16 protein-coding genes are annotated in these 15,382 nt (G+C 65.6%); 6 read left to right on the forward strand and 10 right to left on the reverse strand.

The window, feature by feature from the left end:
* Window positions 1-10 precede the first annotated feature (10 nt).
* From odhB to ACWIKC_RS08675, 6 genes are read left to right on the forward strand one after another with little or no spacing between them, the layout of a single operon-like run.
* Complete coding sequence (gene odhB, locus ACWIKC_RS08650) at window positions 11-1,285, forward strand: 2-oxoglutarate dehydrogenase complex dihydrolipoyllysine-residue succinyltransferase (protein ID WP_454597107.1); 1,275 nt, start codon at window positions 11-13, stop codon at window positions 1,283-1,285.
* Between the two features lie 11 nt (window positions 1,286-1,296).
* Entirely contained in the window at window positions 1,297-1,641 is a 345-nt protein-coding gene (locus ACWIKC_RS08655; RefSeq protein WP_454597108.1) for a hypothetical protein, read from the forward strand.
* Window positions 1,634-3,064: a dihydrolipoyl dehydrogenase gene (gene lpdA / locus ACWIKC_RS08660; protein ID WP_454597109.1), complete on the forward strand. Its 1,431-nt coding sequence runs from the start codon at window positions 1,634-1,636 to the stop codon at window positions 3,062-3,064. Before ACWIKC_RS08655 ends, lpdA begins: the two co-directional genes overlap by 8 nt.
* Window positions 3,065-3,110: 46 nt before the next feature.
* Complete coding sequence (locus ACWIKC_RS08665) at window positions 3,111-4,457, forward strand: amidase family protein (protein WP_454597110.1); 1,347 nt, start codon at window positions 3,111-3,113, stop codon at window positions 4,455-4,457.
* 8 nt (window positions 4,458-4,465) lie between these two features.
* Window positions 4,466-5,161, forward strand: a complete 696-nt coding sequence (locus ACWIKC_RS08670; RefSeq protein WP_454597111.1) for a PepSY domain-containing protein — start codon at window positions 4,466-4,468, stop codon at window positions 5,159-5,161.
* Complete coding sequence (locus ACWIKC_RS08675) at window positions 5,158-5,793, forward strand: trimeric intracellular cation channel family protein (protein ID WP_454597112.1); 636 nt, start codon at window positions 5,158-5,160, stop codon at window positions 5,791-5,793. The genes ACWIKC_RS08670 and ACWIKC_RS08675 overlap by 4 nt, the downstream gene beginning before the upstream one ends.
* Before the next feature lie 3 nt (window positions 5,794-5,796).
* Here ACWIKC_RS08675 and ACWIKC_RS08680 read toward each other — a convergent pair whose 3' ends face one another.
* From ACWIKC_RS08680 to ACWIKC_RS08725, 10 genes are all read right to left on the reverse strand, one after another.
* A complete protein-coding gene (locus ACWIKC_RS08680; protein ID WP_454597113.1) occupies window positions 5,797-6,630 on the reverse strand; it encodes a hypothetical protein in 834 nt (277 codons plus the stop codon).
* Between the two features lie 128 nt (window positions 6,631-6,758).
* Window positions 6,759-7,316: a hypothetical protein gene (locus ACWIKC_RS08685; RefSeq protein WP_454597114.1), complete on the reverse strand. Its 558-nt coding sequence runs from the start codon at window positions 7,314-7,316 to the stop codon at window positions 6,759-6,761.
* A 140-nt stretch (window positions 7,317-7,456) separates the two neighbouring features.
* Window positions 7,457-9,604 carry a prolyl oligopeptidase family serine peptidase gene (locus ACWIKC_RS08690; protein WP_454597115.1) on the reverse strand — a complete coding sequence of 716 codons (2,148 nt, stop codon included), beginning with the start codon at window positions 9,602-9,604 and terminating at the stop codon, window positions 7,457-7,459.
* Between the two features lie 70 nt (window positions 9,605-9,674).
* A complete protein-coding gene (locus ACWIKC_RS08695) occupies window positions 9,675-11,051 on the reverse strand; it encodes a serine hydrolase domain-containing protein (RefSeq protein ID WP_454597116.1) in 1,377 nt (458 codons plus the stop codon).
* A gap of 91 nt (window positions 11,052-11,142) precedes the next feature.
* Window positions 11,143-11,568, reverse strand: a complete 426-nt coding sequence (rplQ, locus tag ACWIKC_RS08700) for a 50S ribosomal protein L17 (RefSeq protein ID WP_454599470.1) — start codon at window positions 11,566-11,568, stop codon at window positions 11,143-11,145.
* 115 nt (window positions 11,569-11,683) lie between these two features.
* Complete coding sequence (locus ACWIKC_RS08705; protein WP_454597117.1) at window positions 11,684-12,739, reverse strand: DNA-directed RNA polymerase subunit alpha; 1,056 nt, start codon at window positions 12,737-12,739, stop codon at window positions 11,684-11,686.
* Between the two features lie 122 nt (window positions 12,740-12,861).
* Entirely contained in the window at window positions 12,862-13,251 is a 390-nt protein-coding gene (rpsK, locus tag ACWIKC_RS08710; protein ID WP_305929841.1) for a 30S ribosomal protein S11, read from the reverse strand.
* A 62-nt stretch (window positions 13,252-13,313) separates the two neighbouring features.
* Window positions 13,314-13,682 (reverse strand): 30S ribosomal protein S13, encoded by a 369-nt coding sequence (gene rpsM / locus ACWIKC_RS08715; protein WP_454597118.1) that lies wholly within the window; start codon window positions 13,680-13,682, stop codon window positions 13,314-13,316.
* A 295-nt stretch (window positions 13,683-13,977) separates the two neighbouring features.
* On the reverse strand, window positions 13,978-14,634 hold the full coding sequence (locus ACWIKC_RS08720) for an SRPBCC family protein (protein WP_454597119.1): 657 nt from the start codon (window positions 14,632-14,634) through the stop codon (window positions 13,978-13,980).
* Window positions 14,635-14,720: 86 nt separating this feature from the next.
* Entirely contained in the window at window positions 14,721-15,371 is a 651-nt protein-coding gene (locus ACWIKC_RS08725; protein ID WP_454597120.1) for an adenylate kinase, read from the reverse strand.
* Between the last annotated feature and the right edge of the window lie 11 nt (window positions 15,372-15,382).

A 15,382-nucleotide genomic window follows, 5' to 3' on the forward strand; every position in this document is an offset into this window, starting at 1 on the left:
GGAACACAATATGGCTACGGAAATCCAAGTCCCGACCCTGGGCGAATCGGTCACCGAAGGCACCATCGGCGAATGGCTCAAGCAGCCCGGCGACAGCGTGGCGGTCGATGAAGCGATCGTCAGCCTCGAGACCGACAAGGTCGCGGTGGAAGTCCCCTCCCCCGTCGCGGGCGTGATCAAGGAACTCAAAGCCGCCGAAGGCGACACGGTCGAGGTCGGCGCGGTGCTCGCGATCGTCGAGGAAGGCGGCACCGCTGCCGCCAAGAGCGACGATAGCGCCAAGCCGAAGGACAAGCCCGAAGCCAAGGATGCGGCACCCGCCCCCTCCTCCGCTCCGGCGCCCGCCCCGGCACCTGCCGCGGCCAATGAACAGGCCAAGGACGGCGGCGCGACGCTCAGCCCCGCAGTGCGCCGCGCGGTGCTCGAGCACGGAGTCGACCCGTCCACCATCGAGGGCTCGGGCAGGGACGGCCGTCTGACCAAGGAAGACGTGATCGCTGCCGCCAAGGCGAAGAAGGACGGCTCGCCGGCCGCTCCTGCTCCCGCCGAGGAATCCAAGGCGCCCGCTACGCCAGCAGGCGGCGAACGCCGCGAGGAGCGGGTCAAGATGACCCGGATGCGCCAGACCATCGCCCGCCGCCTCAAGGGCGCACAGGAAGAAGCCGCGCTGCTCACCACCTTCAACGATTGCGACATGACCGCGGTCATCGAGGCGCGCACCAAGTACAAGGATCTGTTCGCCAAGAAGCACGACATCAGGCTCGGCTTCATGGGCTTCTTCGCCAAGGCTGCCTGCCTCGCGCTCAAGGATGTCCCCTCGGCCAACGCCTATATCGAGGGCGATGAGATCGTCTATCACGACTATGTCGATATATCCGTGGCTGTCAGCGCTCCCAACGGGCTGGTCGTCCCGGTCATCCGCGATGCCGACAAGAAGGGCTTCGCGCGGATCGAGAAGGACATCGCCGATTTCGGCGCGCGCGCCAAGGAAGGCACGCTGACCATGGACGACATGAAGGGCGGCACCTTCACGATCTCCAATGGCGGCGTGTTCGGGTCGCTGATGTCGACCCCGATCATCAACCCGCCGCAGAGCGCGGTGCTCGGCCTGCACCGGATCGAGGATCGCGCGGTGGTGGTGAACGGCGAGATCGTGATCCGCCCGATGATGTATCTGGCGCTGTCCTACGATCACCGCCTGATCGACGGCCGTGAAGCGGTGACCGCGCTCAAGATCATCAAGGAGGCGATCGAGGATCCCACGCGGATGCTTATCGACCTGTGAGGACGAGGGACATGATCGACAGGTTCAAGAAGCCCTTCGCGCTCCTGCTTCTCACCGGAGCGCTCTCGGGATGCGATGCGGCGACGCAGATCGCCGGAGACGCGGTCCAGGGCGAGGTCCGCAATGTCGTCGCCGCCCAGTGCGAACAGATCGCCGAGAATGCGGGCGTCGTCGCCGCGAGAGTGACCGAAGTCTGCCAGTGCAGCGCTGATACCTTTATGGCCGATCCCGACCTCACTCTCGAGGATGCAACGCCCGGCAACGTCGAAGGCATCGTGAATGCCTGCGCTGCGAGCACCGGCGGTACGAACGCAAATTCACCAGAGACATTGCCTGCGGAGAATATCGGTGGCTGACCACACTTACGATTACGACGTCCTGATCATCGGTTCCGGGCCCGGCGGCTATGTCGCCGCGATCCGCGCGGCGCAGCTCGGGCTGAAGACCGCCTGCGCCGAAGGCCGCGAGACGCTCGGCGGGACCTGTCTCAACGTCGGCTGCATCCCCTCCAAGGCGATGCTCCACGCGAGCGAGTTCTTCGACGCGGCCGCGAACGGGACGATGGCCTCGATGGGAGTCGAGGTCACGCCCAAGCTCAACCTCGATGTTATGCACGAACAGCGACGCGACGCGGTGACCTCGCTCACCGGCGGGATCGAGTTCCTGTTCAAGAAGAACAAGGTCGACTGGAAAAAGGGCTACGCCACCTTCCAGGACGCGCACACCGTGAAGATCGGCGACGAGACGGTCACCGCCAAGGATATCGTGATCGCTACCGGTTCCTCGGTCACCCCGCTGCCGGGGGTCGAGGTCGATAATGCCAAGGGCGTGGTGGTCGATTCCACCGGCGCTTTGGAACTGGCGCAGGTTCCCAAGAAGATGGTCGTCATCGGCGGCGGCGTGATCGGGCTCGAACTGGGTTCGGTGTGGCGTCGGCTGGGTGCCGAAGTGGTCTGCGTCGAGTATCTCGACGAGATCCTGCCCGGCATGGATGGCGACATCCGCAAGGAATCGCGCAAGATCTTCAAGAAGCAGGGCATCGACTTCAAGCTGTCGAGCAAGGTCACCGGCGTTACGGTGAAGGGCAAGACCGCCACGCTGACGATCGAGCCCGCAGCGGGCGGCGAGCCCGAGACCATGGAAGCCGATTGCGTGCTGGTCTCGATCGGGCGCAAGCCCAACACCGAAGGCCTCGGTCTCGAGGCGATCGGGCTGGAGCCCAACAAGCGTGGCCAGATCGAAATCGATCACGATTTCCGCACCACGGTCGCCACAGACATTGGGGGCGTCTGGGCGATCGGCGATGTCGTCCCCGGCCCGATGCTGGCGCACAAGGCCGAGGACGAGGGCATCGCGGTGGCCGAGAATATCGCCGGACAGACCGGGATCGTGAACCACGCGCTGATCCCCAACGTCGTCTACACCTGGCCCGAGATCGCCGGGATCGGTCTCACCACCGAGCAGGCGATCGAGAAGATGGGCGGAGACAAGGCCAAGGTGAAAATCGGCAAGTTCCCGATGATGGCCAACAGCCGCGCCAAGACCAATCACGAGCCCGATGGCTTCGTGAAGGTGATCGCCGAAGCCGAGAGCGACCGGGTGCTCGGCGTCTGGGCGATCGCCAGCGTCGCGGGCACGATGATCCAGCAGGCCACGCAGGCGATGGAATTCGGCGCCACCAGCGAGGATATCGCCTACACCTGCCACGCCCACCCGACGCATTCGGAAGCGATCAAGGAAGCCGCCATGGCGGTGCAGGGCAAGCCGATTCACATTTGATCGGCCTGCCCTCCCCGCCTAGGGCTGCGGGAAAGGAGCGAGCGGCATGGCCTATCCGAGACTGACCGACAAACCCGGTACGCTGGAGACGGCGGCGGCGATCCGCGCGGGCGAGCTGTCGCCGCGCGAAGCGGTGGGGCACGCCATCGCGCGGATCGAGAAGCTGGACGCCAAGGTCAACGCGGTGGTGGTGTGCGATTTCGATCGCGCGCGCGAAGCGGCCAGCGCGCTCGACGGCCAGACCCCGCGCGAGGACCAGCCCCTGTTCGGCGTGCCGATGACGATCAAGGAAAGCTTCGACATCGCCGGACTGCCGAGCAGCTGGGGGCACGAGCGCTACGCAGGGAACATCGCCAGCTGCGATGCCGAGGTGGTTCAGCGGCTGAAGCGCGCAGGCGCGATCTTCCTGGGCAAGACCAACATTCCCCCCGACCTGGCCGACTGGCAGTCGAACAACCCCGTCTATGGCCGCACCAGCAACCCCCACGATCCCGCTCGCTCGCCTGGCGGCTCATCGGGCGGCGCGGCAGCCGCGGTGGCCAGCGGCATGGTGAGTTGCGAATTCGGCAGCGATATCGGCGGCTCGATCCGCGTGCCCGCGCATTTCTGCGGTATCTGGGGCCACAAGGCCAGCTGGGGCCTCATCAGCCTGCGCGGCCACTACCACCCGGCATTGTCCACCAGCCCCGGTTTCGTTGGCGCGCATGACGGCGCGCTGGGCGTCGTCGGTCCGCTGGCGCGCGATCCGGACGATCTCGAGGCGCTGATCCGCATCACCACCGAGCGCCCCCTCGCGTCTCGCGGCAAGCTGCTGCGCGAATGCCGCCTGCTGCTGTTGCTGGATCATCCGGCAAGCGCGGTGGATGCTGCGGTGCGCGAGCCGATCGAGGCCGCGGCGGCGGCGCTGGAACAGGCTGGCGTTGCGGTGGACCGGTCGAGCGAGCTCGTCCCCGACCTCGCGCGCCAGCACGCCGACTATATGAAGACGCTCAACATCGCGATGGCGCTCGGCGCACCGGCGCCCGATGGCAAACGCGCAAGCGCCAGCGACTGGTTCGCCCTGCTCGATGCGCAGGCGGTCAATGCTGCGGCGTGGAGCGCATTGTTCGAGCGCTATGATTTCTTGCTCGCCCCTCCCGCCCCGACGCTGGCGTTCGAACATCGTGACGGGGCCTATTTCAAGGGCGCGCAGACCATCGACGGCGCCAGCAGGCGCGCGGCCGACGGGCTGGCCTGGGCGGGCCTCGCCACCTTCCCCAAACTGCCCGCCACCGTCCTTCCGGTGGGCGAAAGCGGCGGCCTGCCTTGCGGCATGCAGGTGATCGGGCCCGCCTGGTCCGATCTCGACTGCATCGCCGCGGCGCGCGGCATCGGCCAGATACTGCACGGATAGGTTCTACTATGAACGCCAAACTCATGCAGCGCTTCGCCCGCTGGCACATCTGGCTCGGCTGGGGAATCGCCGTCCCACTGGTGATGTGGACGCTGACGGGTCTGGTGATGGTCGCGCGCCCGATCGAGCAAGTGCGCGGCGATCATCTGCGCCTGCCGGTCGAGGAGCGGGCGCTGCCCGCCGACGTCCAGATCGCGGTCGCTCTGCCGGCCGACACGACGCGTCCGGTTCGCTCGGTCACCACCCAGGTCGAGCGCCGGACCACCGTCACCCGCATCACCTATCTCGACGGCAGTAGCGAACGCTTTCGCGCCGATGGCAGTAGGCTGGCGCCGCTGACCGATGTCGAGGCGCGGCTGCTGGTGGCAGAGCGGATCGTCGGCGGCGACGCCGTCGCTTCGGTGATGCGGTTCGAAGCCGACGAACCACCGTTCGATTTCCGCCGCGAGGTGCCTGTCTGGCAGGTTGCGCTGGAAGACGGCACGCATGTCTATGTCGGGATCGAGAGCGGCGAGATCGAGGCGGTGCGCACGCGCTTCTGGCGGGTATTCGACCTGATGTGGGGGCTCCACATCATGGACCTCGAGGCGCGCGAGGACACCAGCCACCCCGTGCTGATCCTGTTCGCGGGCCTGGCACTACTGGGTTCACTGCTGGGCACGGTGCTGCTGTTCCGCCGGCGCCGGAGCCGGCCTCGCGCATGAATCAGGAAATCTTCACCCCCGTGCTCGACTGGCTCGACCTGATCGGGATCGGCATCTTCGCGCTGACCGGGGCGCTGGTCGCCGCGCGCGAGCAGCAGACCTTCGTCACCATGGCCTTCTTCGCGCTCGTAACGGGCGTCGGCGGCGGGACGGTGCGCGACCTGCTGATCGGCGCGCCGGTATTCTGGATCGGCCACCCCTGGGTCGCGGCGGTGTGCCTTGGCACCGCGCTGCTGACCTGGTTTACCCCGACGCGCTGGTGGGACGGCAAGCTGCTCGATTTCGCCGACGGGCTCGGGCTGACCGCCTACGCCGTGATCGGCGCGGCCAAGGCGCTGAGCTATGGCATCCCACCGATCCCCGCGATCCTGATGGGGGTGGTCACTGGCACGGTGGGCGGGATCATCCGCGACATGATCGCCGGACGGCCCTCGATCATCATGCGGCCCGAGCTTTATGTCACTGCGGCCGCGCTCTCGGCCACGCTCGCGGTGGTCGGCGAGGTGATCGCGATCCCGCGCGGTTTCGTCTGGGTGATCGCGGTTACCGCTGGCTACGCCCTGCGTGCGGCGGCGATCCACTGGCAGCTGGCGCTGCCCGCCTATCGCGACCCGCTCGCGCGCAAGGAATAGCGCCTAGTCGCCGCGATAGCCGGTGCCAATCTCGTCCTCCTCCAGGTCGCCGGGAAGCGGTCCGCCGGGATAGGGCGGGAGCGGTTCGTCGACCGGAGCGGGAAGCGTGGGCTGCGCATCGACATTGGCCCAGGCGGCGCGATAGCGCTCGTCGTCATATTGACGGTCATCGCCACGCGGGGCGGCATAGATGTCTGCCTCGCTGCGCACGCCATAGCGGTCGTCGCCATAGCCGGTGGAGCCGCTGGAGAGATCGATCGCATCGATCCGCCCATCGGCACCGATCGAGCAGCTGAACCCCGCACCATCGTAGAGCCTGCCGGTCACGCGCCAGCCAGCGGCGTCGCGATCGACCGAATCGACGCTTTCGACGCGGGTGTCGCGCTCGATACTCTCGACGCACATCGACACCGCGCGGTCGATCCCGCCAACATCGGCGGTGCGATAGGTCGAATTCTGCGCCGGGTAGCGATTGTCCGGATAACGGGCATCGGGATAGCGATTATCGGGGTAGCGCCTATCGCGTTCGTTGCCGCGCGAGGCGGCGCTGGCGACAGCGGCGATCCCGCCGAGGATCAGCACTCCGGTGAGGATATCGCCCGCATCGACACGGTTGCGTCCATGGCGCCGGTCATAATGGCGGTCGTAGCGACGGTCGTGTCGATAAGTGCGGTATTGCTCGTAGGTCTGGCCCTCGGCCGCATCCCAGGCCAGTTCGGCGGCGATGGCGCTGCGGCTGCTCGAAGCAGGCAGCTCGGTCGCCATGGCGGGCGCGACGGTCAGCGAGAGCGCCGCCAGTATGGCGGGAGCGGCGGCGAGACGTGCAAATCTGGTCATGTCATGGTCCCCATGCGGTCCGCCCCACCCCGGATCCGCGAAAGTCTGATCGATGAGCTAGGCGGTCCAGGCTATCTCAAGCCTGAACCGCCCTTGTGGGAACTCGTTGGTCGTATCGGAGCGCGAGCCTAGCGAAGGCCGCGGATGCCGTTGTAGCGGATATCGCGGATCTGGCCGCGCTCCACCTGGCAGGTAAAGCGACCCTGATCGGCGCGCTGGTTGCCGCGACGATCATAGCGGTCATAACGCGCACCCCGCTGTCCATCGACCACCAGATTGCCGCGGACGCGGAAGCCGTAGCGAGTCTGGTCGACGTCGCGCACGTCCGTCACATTGGCATAGCGATAGCCGTAGCGGCGGGCGGTGTTCTCGGCGGCGGCAATACAGCGCTGGACTGCGGCGCGCGGATTGCCCTGACGGGCATATCGGTCGTTGCCATTACGGCGGTCGTCATAGCGGTCGTAACCATAGCGGCGGTCGTCATAGCGATCGCGCCCGCCACCCAGAGCGCCAGCAGCGATGGCGATACCGCCAAGGATCACCGCACCGGCAATGATTTCGCCGGCGCCGATCCCGTCGTCGTTACGGTCGCGCGCGAAGGCGGGGGTTGCGGAAGTCATCGCCATCGCGCCTGCCGCGATGGTCGCCATGCTTCCCTTGGCGAGAGCTTTGGTGATGGTCTTCATGGGTCGATCCTCATGCTCGGCCGTCGCGAGAGTGCTTTGGCTTCACATGAGGTTCTAGGGAGCCCGCGGTGAGGCGAGGCTGAATTCCGCCGACAGCATCCGTTCAGGTATTCGACTATTAACCTGAACGGATGTGCTGGTTACTCGGCGGGTGGCACCTCAAGCCCGGTGTGGTGCGCGAGGAAGGCGAGGATATCGCCATATTCGTCGATGATCTTGTCGGTCGGCTTGCCCGAGCCGTGGCCCGCGCGGGTTTCGATCCGGATCAGCTGCGGCGCCTCGCCAAGTTCCGCCGCCTGCAGCGCGGCGGTGTATTTGAAGCTGTGGCCCGGGACCACTCGGTCGTCGGTGTCCGCGGTGGTCACCAGCAGCGCCGGGTAGTCCACCCCGCTGCGGATGTTGTGCAGCGGCGAATAGGCACGTAGGACCTGGAAATCCGCCTCGCGATCGGGATAGCCGTAATCGTCGACCCAATAGCGGCCCGCGGTCCAGCGGTCGAAGCGCAGCATATCCATCACGCCCACCGCGGCATTGCCAGCGTCGAACAGGTCGGGCCGCTGGTTGACCACCGCGCCGACCAGCAGGCCCCCGTTGGAGCCGCCCTGGATCGCCAGCCCGTTCTCGCCGGTGTAGCCATTGGCCTTCAGGAACTCGCCCGCGGCGATGAAATCGTCGAAGACGTTCTGCTTGTTGTTCAGCCGTCCGCCGTCGTGCCATTCCTTGCCATATTCGCCGCCGCCGCGGATATTGGCGAGCGCGAAGGTGCCGCCGGCTTCGAGCCAGGCGAGGCGGGTGGGCGAGAAGCTTGGCGTCAGCGAGATGTTGAACCCGCCATAGGCATAGAGCAGCGTCGGCGACGGACCTGTACTGTCCTTGTGGCGGACCACGAACATCGGCACGCGGGTGCCGTCCTTGGAATTGTAGAACACCTGTTCGACCCGGTAATCCTCGGGTTCGAAGGCGACTTCGGGCTCGGCGAAGGTGCTGCGTTCGCCGGTGGCGACATCGAGGCGATAGATCGCGCCGGGCTGGTTGAAGCTGGTGAAGCTGTAGAAGGTTTCGGCATCGCCCGGATCGCCGTTCAACCCGCCGATGGAACCGATCCCGGGCAGGTCGAGCGTACCGGTCTCGTTACCGTCGAGATCGTGATAGACCGCGCGGCTGCTGGCATCCTTCATATATTCGACTACCAGCCTGTCGCCGATGATCGATGCGCCCGAGATGGGCTGATCGCTCTGGCCGACGACCTCTTCCCACTCGAGCGTGTCGGTGGTGAGATCGGCGCGGACGATACGATAGCGCGGCGCATCGGTGTTGGTCATGAAATAGACCGTGTCGCCGGTCGAGGCGATCGGGCTCCAACTGTTGTCGAAACCGGTGATCAGCGGGCGCGGCGTCCAGCCATCGCTGTCGCGCTTGGTCAGGTCGATGACGCGCAGCTCGTTGCGATCATCGGTGCCGGTCGAGCTGGAGACGAACGCCCAGCGCCCGTCGTGGGTCACCCCGGCGCCATGGCCCTGCTCGCGGGCATCGGGGGTCTCATAGACCAGTTCGTCCGCGCTTTGCGGCGTGCCGAGGCGGTGGAAATAGACCTTCTGGTTGTAATTGAGCGACTGGAAGTCCTGGCCCTCCTCGGTCGCGGGAAAGCGCGAGTAGAAGAAGCCCTCGTCGCCGATCCAGGAGATGCCGGTGAACTTGGCCCACTCGATTGCGTCGCCCATTTCCTCGCCACTGTCGACATCGAGGACCTTGATCGTGCGCCAGTCGCTGCCGCCGTCCTGGATCGAATAGGCGAGATAGCGGCCGCTCTTGGAGGGCGCGGTGTCCGCCAGCGCGGTGGCGTTGTCGGCCGACCATTCGTTGGGATCGAGCAGCAGCCGCGCCTCGCCATCCCATCCATCGCGGACGAAATACTGCGACTGGTTCATCAGCCCCGAATTGTAGCTGTAGAAATAGCGTTCGCCCGCCTTGTTGGGGATGCCGAAGCGCTCGTAATCGATAAGCTGGGCAAGCCGGTCCTTGAACCAGGCGGTGCCGGGCAGCGTTTCTAGATAGGCGTCGGTGACGACGTTCTGCGCCTCGACCCATTGCGCGACCTGCTCGTCGGTGCGGACGTCGTTCTCGAGCCAGCGATAGGGATCGGCGACGGTCTGGCCGAACAGGACCTCGCTGGTGTCGGTGGCGCGGGTCTCGGGATAGTCGGGGGTCACGGTCTGGGCGGCTCCGGGGGTGGCGATGAGCGCGATGGTGGCGGCTCCGGCGAGCGCGAGGGCGGTGAAGCGGGACATGGGAGACTCTCCAGGATTTTCGGATGTTTTCGTTGCGGTGGTAACTAGCTGCGAGGGTGGAGCGGCGCAATCATTCGCCGAGTGCGGCCAGCACGTCGCGGGTGAAGGCAAGGATGTCGAAACGGCTCCCCGTCGGGTCCTCGCCGCGCCGCACGATCACGACATCGCGGCTCGGGACGATCACGACATATTGTCCGCGATTGCCCATGGCGGCGAAGGTGTCGGGCGGAATGCCGTCGGTCTGGTTGAACAGCCAGAATCCCGCGCCATAGCCCATCTCGCGGCCCTCGGGTTGCGGGCCTGAGGGGGCAGAAACGTAGTCGACCCAGCCTGCAGGCAGAATTCGCTCGCCATCGGGCAATACGCCATCGTCGAGATAGAGCTGACCGAATTTGGCGAGATCGCGGGCAGTGGTCCAGACCTGGCTCGAGAGGATGTAGTCGCCCTGCCAGTCGGTCTCGGCGACGGTGTGATACATACCGAGCTTATCGAACAACGCTGCTGGGGGATGAGCCGCGAAGGTGGGCTTGATCGCCTTAACAGCCATCAGCGTGTCATTGTTGGCGTAGCGATAGCTGCTCCCGGGCGCGGCGATCAGCGGCCAGTTCGCCGCGCGCTCCGCCACGGTAGTCCCTCCCCAATAGAGCGGATCGGTACGATTGCCCGGCGTGTCGGAATAGCGGCCCGAAGCCATGCGGAGGAGATGATCGAGGCTGATCGCGCGGCGGGGATCCGACTCGTCGGCACCCAGCCCTGCGGAAGCTGCGACATCCGCCTCACCGCGATGCACCGCAGCGCCGACGATGGTCGCGGCCAGGCTCTTGGCAACAGACCATGTTCGCTGGAGCAAATCGCCGTCGAACCCCGGCGCGAAGGCTTCGCCCAGGACGCGTCCGTCGCGCTGGATCAGCACCGCCGTGGTCAGTGCACCCTCTCCGTAATCCGCCACAAGGCCGCGCTGGGCGAGTTCGGCCCAGCGGCCCGAAGTCTGCGGCAGTTGTCCCGCTGGTGTACCCGGCTGGTCGATCATCGTGGCCGTAGAAGCCTCTTCCTCCGGTGCCGCGCTGCCGATCGGCAGGATCGCGCAACCGCCGGGGTTGCGGAAGGCCGCGATCCGCGGCGGCATGTCCGGCGCCCATTCGACCGCGACGAAGTCGAGGAAGCCATCGGCGCCGGTCGCGATGGTGTGGCGCAGCTCGCGGACCAGCGGATCGAGCGCGGAGTCGATCCCGGTCAGTTCCCACTGCTCGACCGAGGCTACCGCCCGCCGCCCACCGGTGGGATCGGAATTGCCGATCACGCTGCATAGCATCAGCGCCTTGTATCCCGCCGCCAGCGCGCGGTCGTAGCGGGTGGCGAGCTGGTCCTGTTCGCTCTGCGCGAAAACCGGTGTGACGACGGTGGAGGTGGCGAGCAGCGCGGCGGCTGCGAGGGTCTGACGGATCATGTGGCACCTTGTGCCACGCTCGCCGCAAAAGAAAAGGGCCGCGCGGTTTCCCGGACGGCCCTTTCGGATTTCTCTGGAGTGCTTCGGAAGCTCAGGCGTCCTCGAGCTCTTCCTCGTCGTGGTTCATCACCGGACCGCTGTCCTGGCCCTTGGCGGAGACATCGCGGTCGACCAGTTCGATGATTGCCATCGGCGCAGCGTCGCTGCCGCGATAACCGGCCTTGATGATGCGGGTGTAGCCGCCTTCGCGATCCGAATAGCGATCGGCCAGCACATCGAACAGTTTCTTGAGCTGGGTGTCGTCGAGCATCCGCGCATGCGCGAGGCGACGGTTCGACAGCCCGCCGCGCTTGGCGAGCGTGATCAGCTTCTCGACATAGGGCCGCAGTTCCTTGGCCTTGGGGACCGTGGTGAGGATCTGCTCGTGCTTGATCAGCGCGGCGCTCATATTGCGGAACAGGGCCTTGCGGTGGCCCGACTTGCGGCTCAGCTTGCGCTGCGAAATACCGTGACGCATCATTCATTCCTTACGTTCGTTAGGGGCCCGTATGAGGTAGCCCGTAGCCGGTGACCGTCAGGGGCCGTCACCCTCGCCCTTTGAAGCGATCCCCCGCACGAGGCGGGGGACAGCATCAGCCAAGCAGTTCCTGCTCGAGCTTCTTGGCCATTTCCTCGATGTTTTCCGGCGGCCAGCCCGGGATATCCATCCCGAGGCGAAGACCCATGCTGGAAAGCACTTCCTTGATCTCGTTGAGCGACTTGCGGCCGAAGTTCGGCGTCCGCAGCATCTCGGCTTCGGTCTTCTGGACCAGATCGCCGATGTAGATGATGTTGTCGTTCTTGAGGCAATTGGCCGAACGCACCGAAAGCTCCAGCTCGTCGACCTTCTTGAGCAGGTAACGATTGAGCTGGTTGGTGTCGCTTTCCTGCGGCTCTGCGGCCTGCCCGATCATCGCCGAGCTGGGCTGCGGGACCCCGTCCTCGAAGTGGACGAACAGCGTCAGCTGGTCCTGGAGGATGCGCGCGGCATAGGCCACGGCGTCTTCCGGGGTGACGGTGCCGTCGGTTTCGACCGTCAGCGAGAGCTTGTCGTAATCGAGCTCCTGCCCGACGCGCGCGGCATCGACCTTGTAGCTCACCTGGCGGACCGGCGAATAGAGGCTGTCGACCGGGATCAGGCCGATCGGCGCATCGACCGGACGGTTCTGGACCGCAGGCGAATAGCCCTTACCGATATCGGCGGTCAGCTCCATGTTGAGCGTCGCGCCTTCGTCGAGATGGCAGATCACGAGGTTCTTGTTCATCACCTCGATATCGCCCGAAACCGCGATGTCGCCGGCCTTGACCTGCGCCGGGCCGGTCATGGACAGCTGAAGCCGCTTGGGGCCCTCGCCTTCCATACGCAGCGCGATCTGCTTCACGTTGAGCACGATGTCGGTGACATCCTCGCGCACGCCGGCGAGCGAGGAGAATTCGTGGAGCACGTTCTCGATCTTGATCGAGGTGATCGCCGCACCCTGGAGCGAGGAGAGCAGCACGCGCCGCAGCGCGTTGCCGAGCGTCAGGCCGAAGCCGCGCTCGAGAGGTTCAGCGACGAAGGTGGTCTTGCGGTTTTTCTCGCCGCCGTCCTTAATTTCGAGGCTGCTGGGTTTCTTGAGTTCCTGCCAGTTCTTGGTGTTGACGGACATGGATTTCCCCTATTTCGCGCTGGGCGGGTTCGGATATGGGCAGGACCGGAAGCTCTGGTAGAGCGCCCGGTCCGTGAGAGATTGTCGGCGGGACCCGAATGGCCCCGCCAGGCAGGCACGGATCAGACGCGGCGACGCTTGGATGGCCGGACGCCGTTGTGCGGGATCGGCGTGACGTCGCGGATCGAGGTGATGGTAAAGCCCACCGCCGCAAGACCGCGCAGAGCGCTCTCGCGACCCGAGCCCGGACCCTTCACTTCGACTTCCAGCGTCCGCACGCCGTGTTCGGCGGCCTTCTTGCCGGCATCGTCGGCGGCGACCTGGGCTGCGTAGGGAGTCGACTTGCGGCTCCCCTTGAAGCCCATCGTGCCGGCGCTGGACCAGCTGATCGCATTGCCCTGGGCGTCGGTGATCGTGATCATCGTGTTGTTGAAGCTGGCGTTGATGTGCGCGACGCCGCTGGTGATGTTCTTCTTGTCGCGACGTTTAACTCGGCCGGGTTCGCGTGCCATGTGTGTATTCCTCTATATTCGCGAGAAGGGAAAAGCTGCGGAGGCGTGAAGCCTCGCGGTGCTTACTTCTTCTTGCCGGCGATCGGCTTGGCCTTGCCCTTGCGGGTGCGGGCGTTGGTGTGGGTGCGCTGGCCGCGAACGGGCAGGCCAGTACGATGACGCAAACCGCGATAGGTCCGCAGGTCCATCAGACGCTTGATGTTCATCGCGGTGTCGCGACGAAGGTCGCCCTCGACCTGATGATCCGAATCGATCGTCTCGCGAATCCGCAGCAATTCCTCGTCGGTGAGGTCCTGCACGCGGCGCGACTGGTCGATGCCCAGCTTGTCGGCGATCTGGACCGCCGTGGTCCGGCCGATTCCGTGAATATAGGTAAGCGCGATAATCACGCGCTTGTTGGTGGGGATATTGATCCCGGCAATACGTGCCACTTAATACTTCTCCATGCTCCACAGGGGCTTGCGGTTACCGTGACGGGCCGCCCCCTATCTCATCGCTCAATTCACCGACAATGTCGCAAGGGAACCGGATAGCGCGCATCCAAAGGCTGCCGCCTGCCGGACCCGTCCGATACTGTCGAATGAAGGGCGCGCTTACGTCGATTCGACCGCTGCGTCAACCACCTACCCGCGCACTGGGGCGCAGCCGCCAGCAGGCGGTTGCGTTATGACGACACTATAGCCCGACGCCGCGCGCGCGTCAAAACGCGTTATCGCCTGGCTGGTCCTATTCTACCCTTCCCAGCGCATCGATCTGGTCTTCGAGCGTGGCTTCGGGTTCGATCTCCGGGGCTGGTTCCGGCTCGTCCGACGCGGCGGCCTCGTCCGATTCCAGCGCGCCGAGATGATCGCGCAAGCCCATCAGCTGCTGCGTCATCACCGCATCGACCGCGCCGGAAATCTGCTCGATCTTGTAGCGCATCGGGCCGCCGACATTGTATTCCCACAGCACGCGGGTCCCGCCGTCGATTTCCTTGAGCGTGATGGTGAGGATGCCGGTGGCCGGCTCGCCCTGAAGCGGGCCCAGCCCACCGCGCAGCCGTAGCACGCGCAAGGGAAAGGCCTGCACCACCGTGGCGTGATGCGCGCTGCCGTCCATGGCGAAGCCCTCCTCGCCATCGTCGCCGGGCAGCTTTTCGCACAGGCATCCGCCCGCCTGCGGGGTGAGCGTCATATTCGCCGCATCGCCCGACCAGGTGTGTTCGGAATTCCACCATTCGCCCGGCTTGGTCAGCGCCAGCCATACCGCGAGCGGTTCGGCTGCGACCTCGGCGGTGGCGCGGGTGACGAAGCCGTCGTCGGTGGTCGAGACCACCTCTGCCGCAGCGGGGGAAACGGGCATGCCTACCGCGAGCGCGGCAGCGAAGAAAAACCGGTTACGCATCCATCACTCCTTTGCCCCGGCGATAGGACAGAGCAAGCGGGATGGAAAGATCGGGCTGCGCAGCCACGCGCGCTGCCCTCGCGCCTTCAGCCCTGCGCGAGGATCTCGTCGATCCTGTGGGTCACATCCTCAATGCTCGCCATGCCATCGACCCGGCTGACGATCCCGCGGCTTTCGTAGCCCGGCAGGATCGGCGCGGTTTCGGCCCGGTAGAGCGCCATGCGCTTGCGCACGGTTTCCTCATTGTCGTCGGGCCGCCGCTTGAATTCGGTCGAACCGCATTTGTCGCAGGTCCCCGGCACCTTCGGCAGCTTGAAGATGTCGTGATAGCCCGCCCCGCACTCGGCGCAAGTGAAGCGACCGATGATGCGCTCGACCAGCGCGTCCTCATTGACTTCGAGTTCGATCACGTGATCGAGCTTGCGGCCGTGGCGCGTAAGGATTTCGTCGAGCATTCCGGCCTGCGCCTCGGTGCGCGGATAGCCGTCGAATATAGCGCCCATCTCGGGGCCCATCGCGGTCAGTTCGGCATCGATGAGATCGGAGACAATATCGTCGCTGACGAGCTCGCCGCGATCCATGACCGTCTTGGCCTTGATCCCGACTTGCGTTCCCGCCTTGACCGCACCGCGCAGCATGTCGCCAGTCGAGAGCTGGCGCATGCCGTGATGTTCGACGAGGCGCTGCGACTGCGTGCCCTTGCCTGCGCCCGGAGGCCCCAGAAGGATTATGTCCATTCCGTATTATC

It is taken from the genome of Qipengyuania sp. SM2507 (assembly GCF_053714505.1).

Excerpts from the sequence above, each read along its gene's own strand:
- ACWIKC_RS08675 (WP_454597112.1), top strand. The coding sequence starts at position 5,158 with ATGAATCAGGAAATCTTCACCCCCGTGCTCGACTGGCTCGACCTGATC.
- ACWIKC_RS08665 (WP_454597110.1), top strand. The coding sequence starts at position 3,111 with ATGGCCTATCCGAGACTGACCGACAAACCCGGTACGCTGGAGACGGCG.
- ACWIKC_RS08705 (WP_454597117.1), bottom strand. The coding sequence starts at position 12,739 with ATGTCCGTCAACACCAAGAACTGGCAGGAACTCAAGAAACCCAGCAGC.
- ACWIKC_RS08685 (WP_454597114.1), bottom strand. The coding sequence starts at position 7,316 with ATGAAGACCATCACCAAAGCTCTCGCCAAGGGAAGCATGGCGACCATC.
- rplQ (WP_454599470.1), bottom strand. The coding sequence starts at position 11,568 with ATGCGTCACGGTATTTCGCAGCGCAAGCTGAGCCGCAAGTCGGGCCAC.
- ACWIKC_RS08690 (WP_454597115.1), bottom strand. The coding sequence starts at position 9,604 with ATGTCCCGCTTCACCGCCCTCGCGCTCGCCGGAGCCGCCACCATCGCG.
- rpsK (WP_305929841.1), bottom strand. The coding sequence starts at position 13,251 with ATGGCACGCGAACCCGGCCGAGTTAAACGTCGCGACAAGAAGAACATC.
- odhB (WP_454597107.1), top strand. The coding sequence starts at position 11 with ATGGCTACGGAAATCCAAGTCCCGACCCTGGGCGAATCGGTCACCGAA.
- ACWIKC_RS08670 (WP_454597111.1), top strand. The coding sequence starts at position 4,466 with ATGAACGCCAAACTCATGCAGCGCTTCGCCCGCTGGCACATCTGGCTC.
- ACWIKC_RS08695 (WP_454597116.1), bottom strand. The coding sequence starts at position 11,051 with ATGATCCGTCAGACCCTCGCAGCCGCCGCGCTGCTCGCCACCTCCACC.
- ACWIKC_RS08725 (WP_454597120.1), bottom strand. The coding sequence starts at position 15,371 with ATGGACATAATCCTTCTGGGGCCTCCGGGCGCAGGCAAGGGCACGCAG.
- ACWIKC_RS08720 (WP_454597119.1), bottom strand. The coding sequence starts at position 14,634 with ATGCGTAACCGGTTTTTCTTCGCTGCCGCGCTCGCGGTAGGCATGCCC.
- ACWIKC_RS08655 (WP_454597108.1), top strand. The coding sequence starts at position 1,297 with ATGATCGACAGGTTCAAGAAGCCCTTCGCGCTCCTGCTTCTCACCGGA.
- ACWIKC_RS08680 (WP_454597113.1), bottom strand. The coding sequence starts at position 6,630 with ATGACCAGATTTGCACGTCTCGCCGCCGCTCCCGCCATACTGGCGGCG.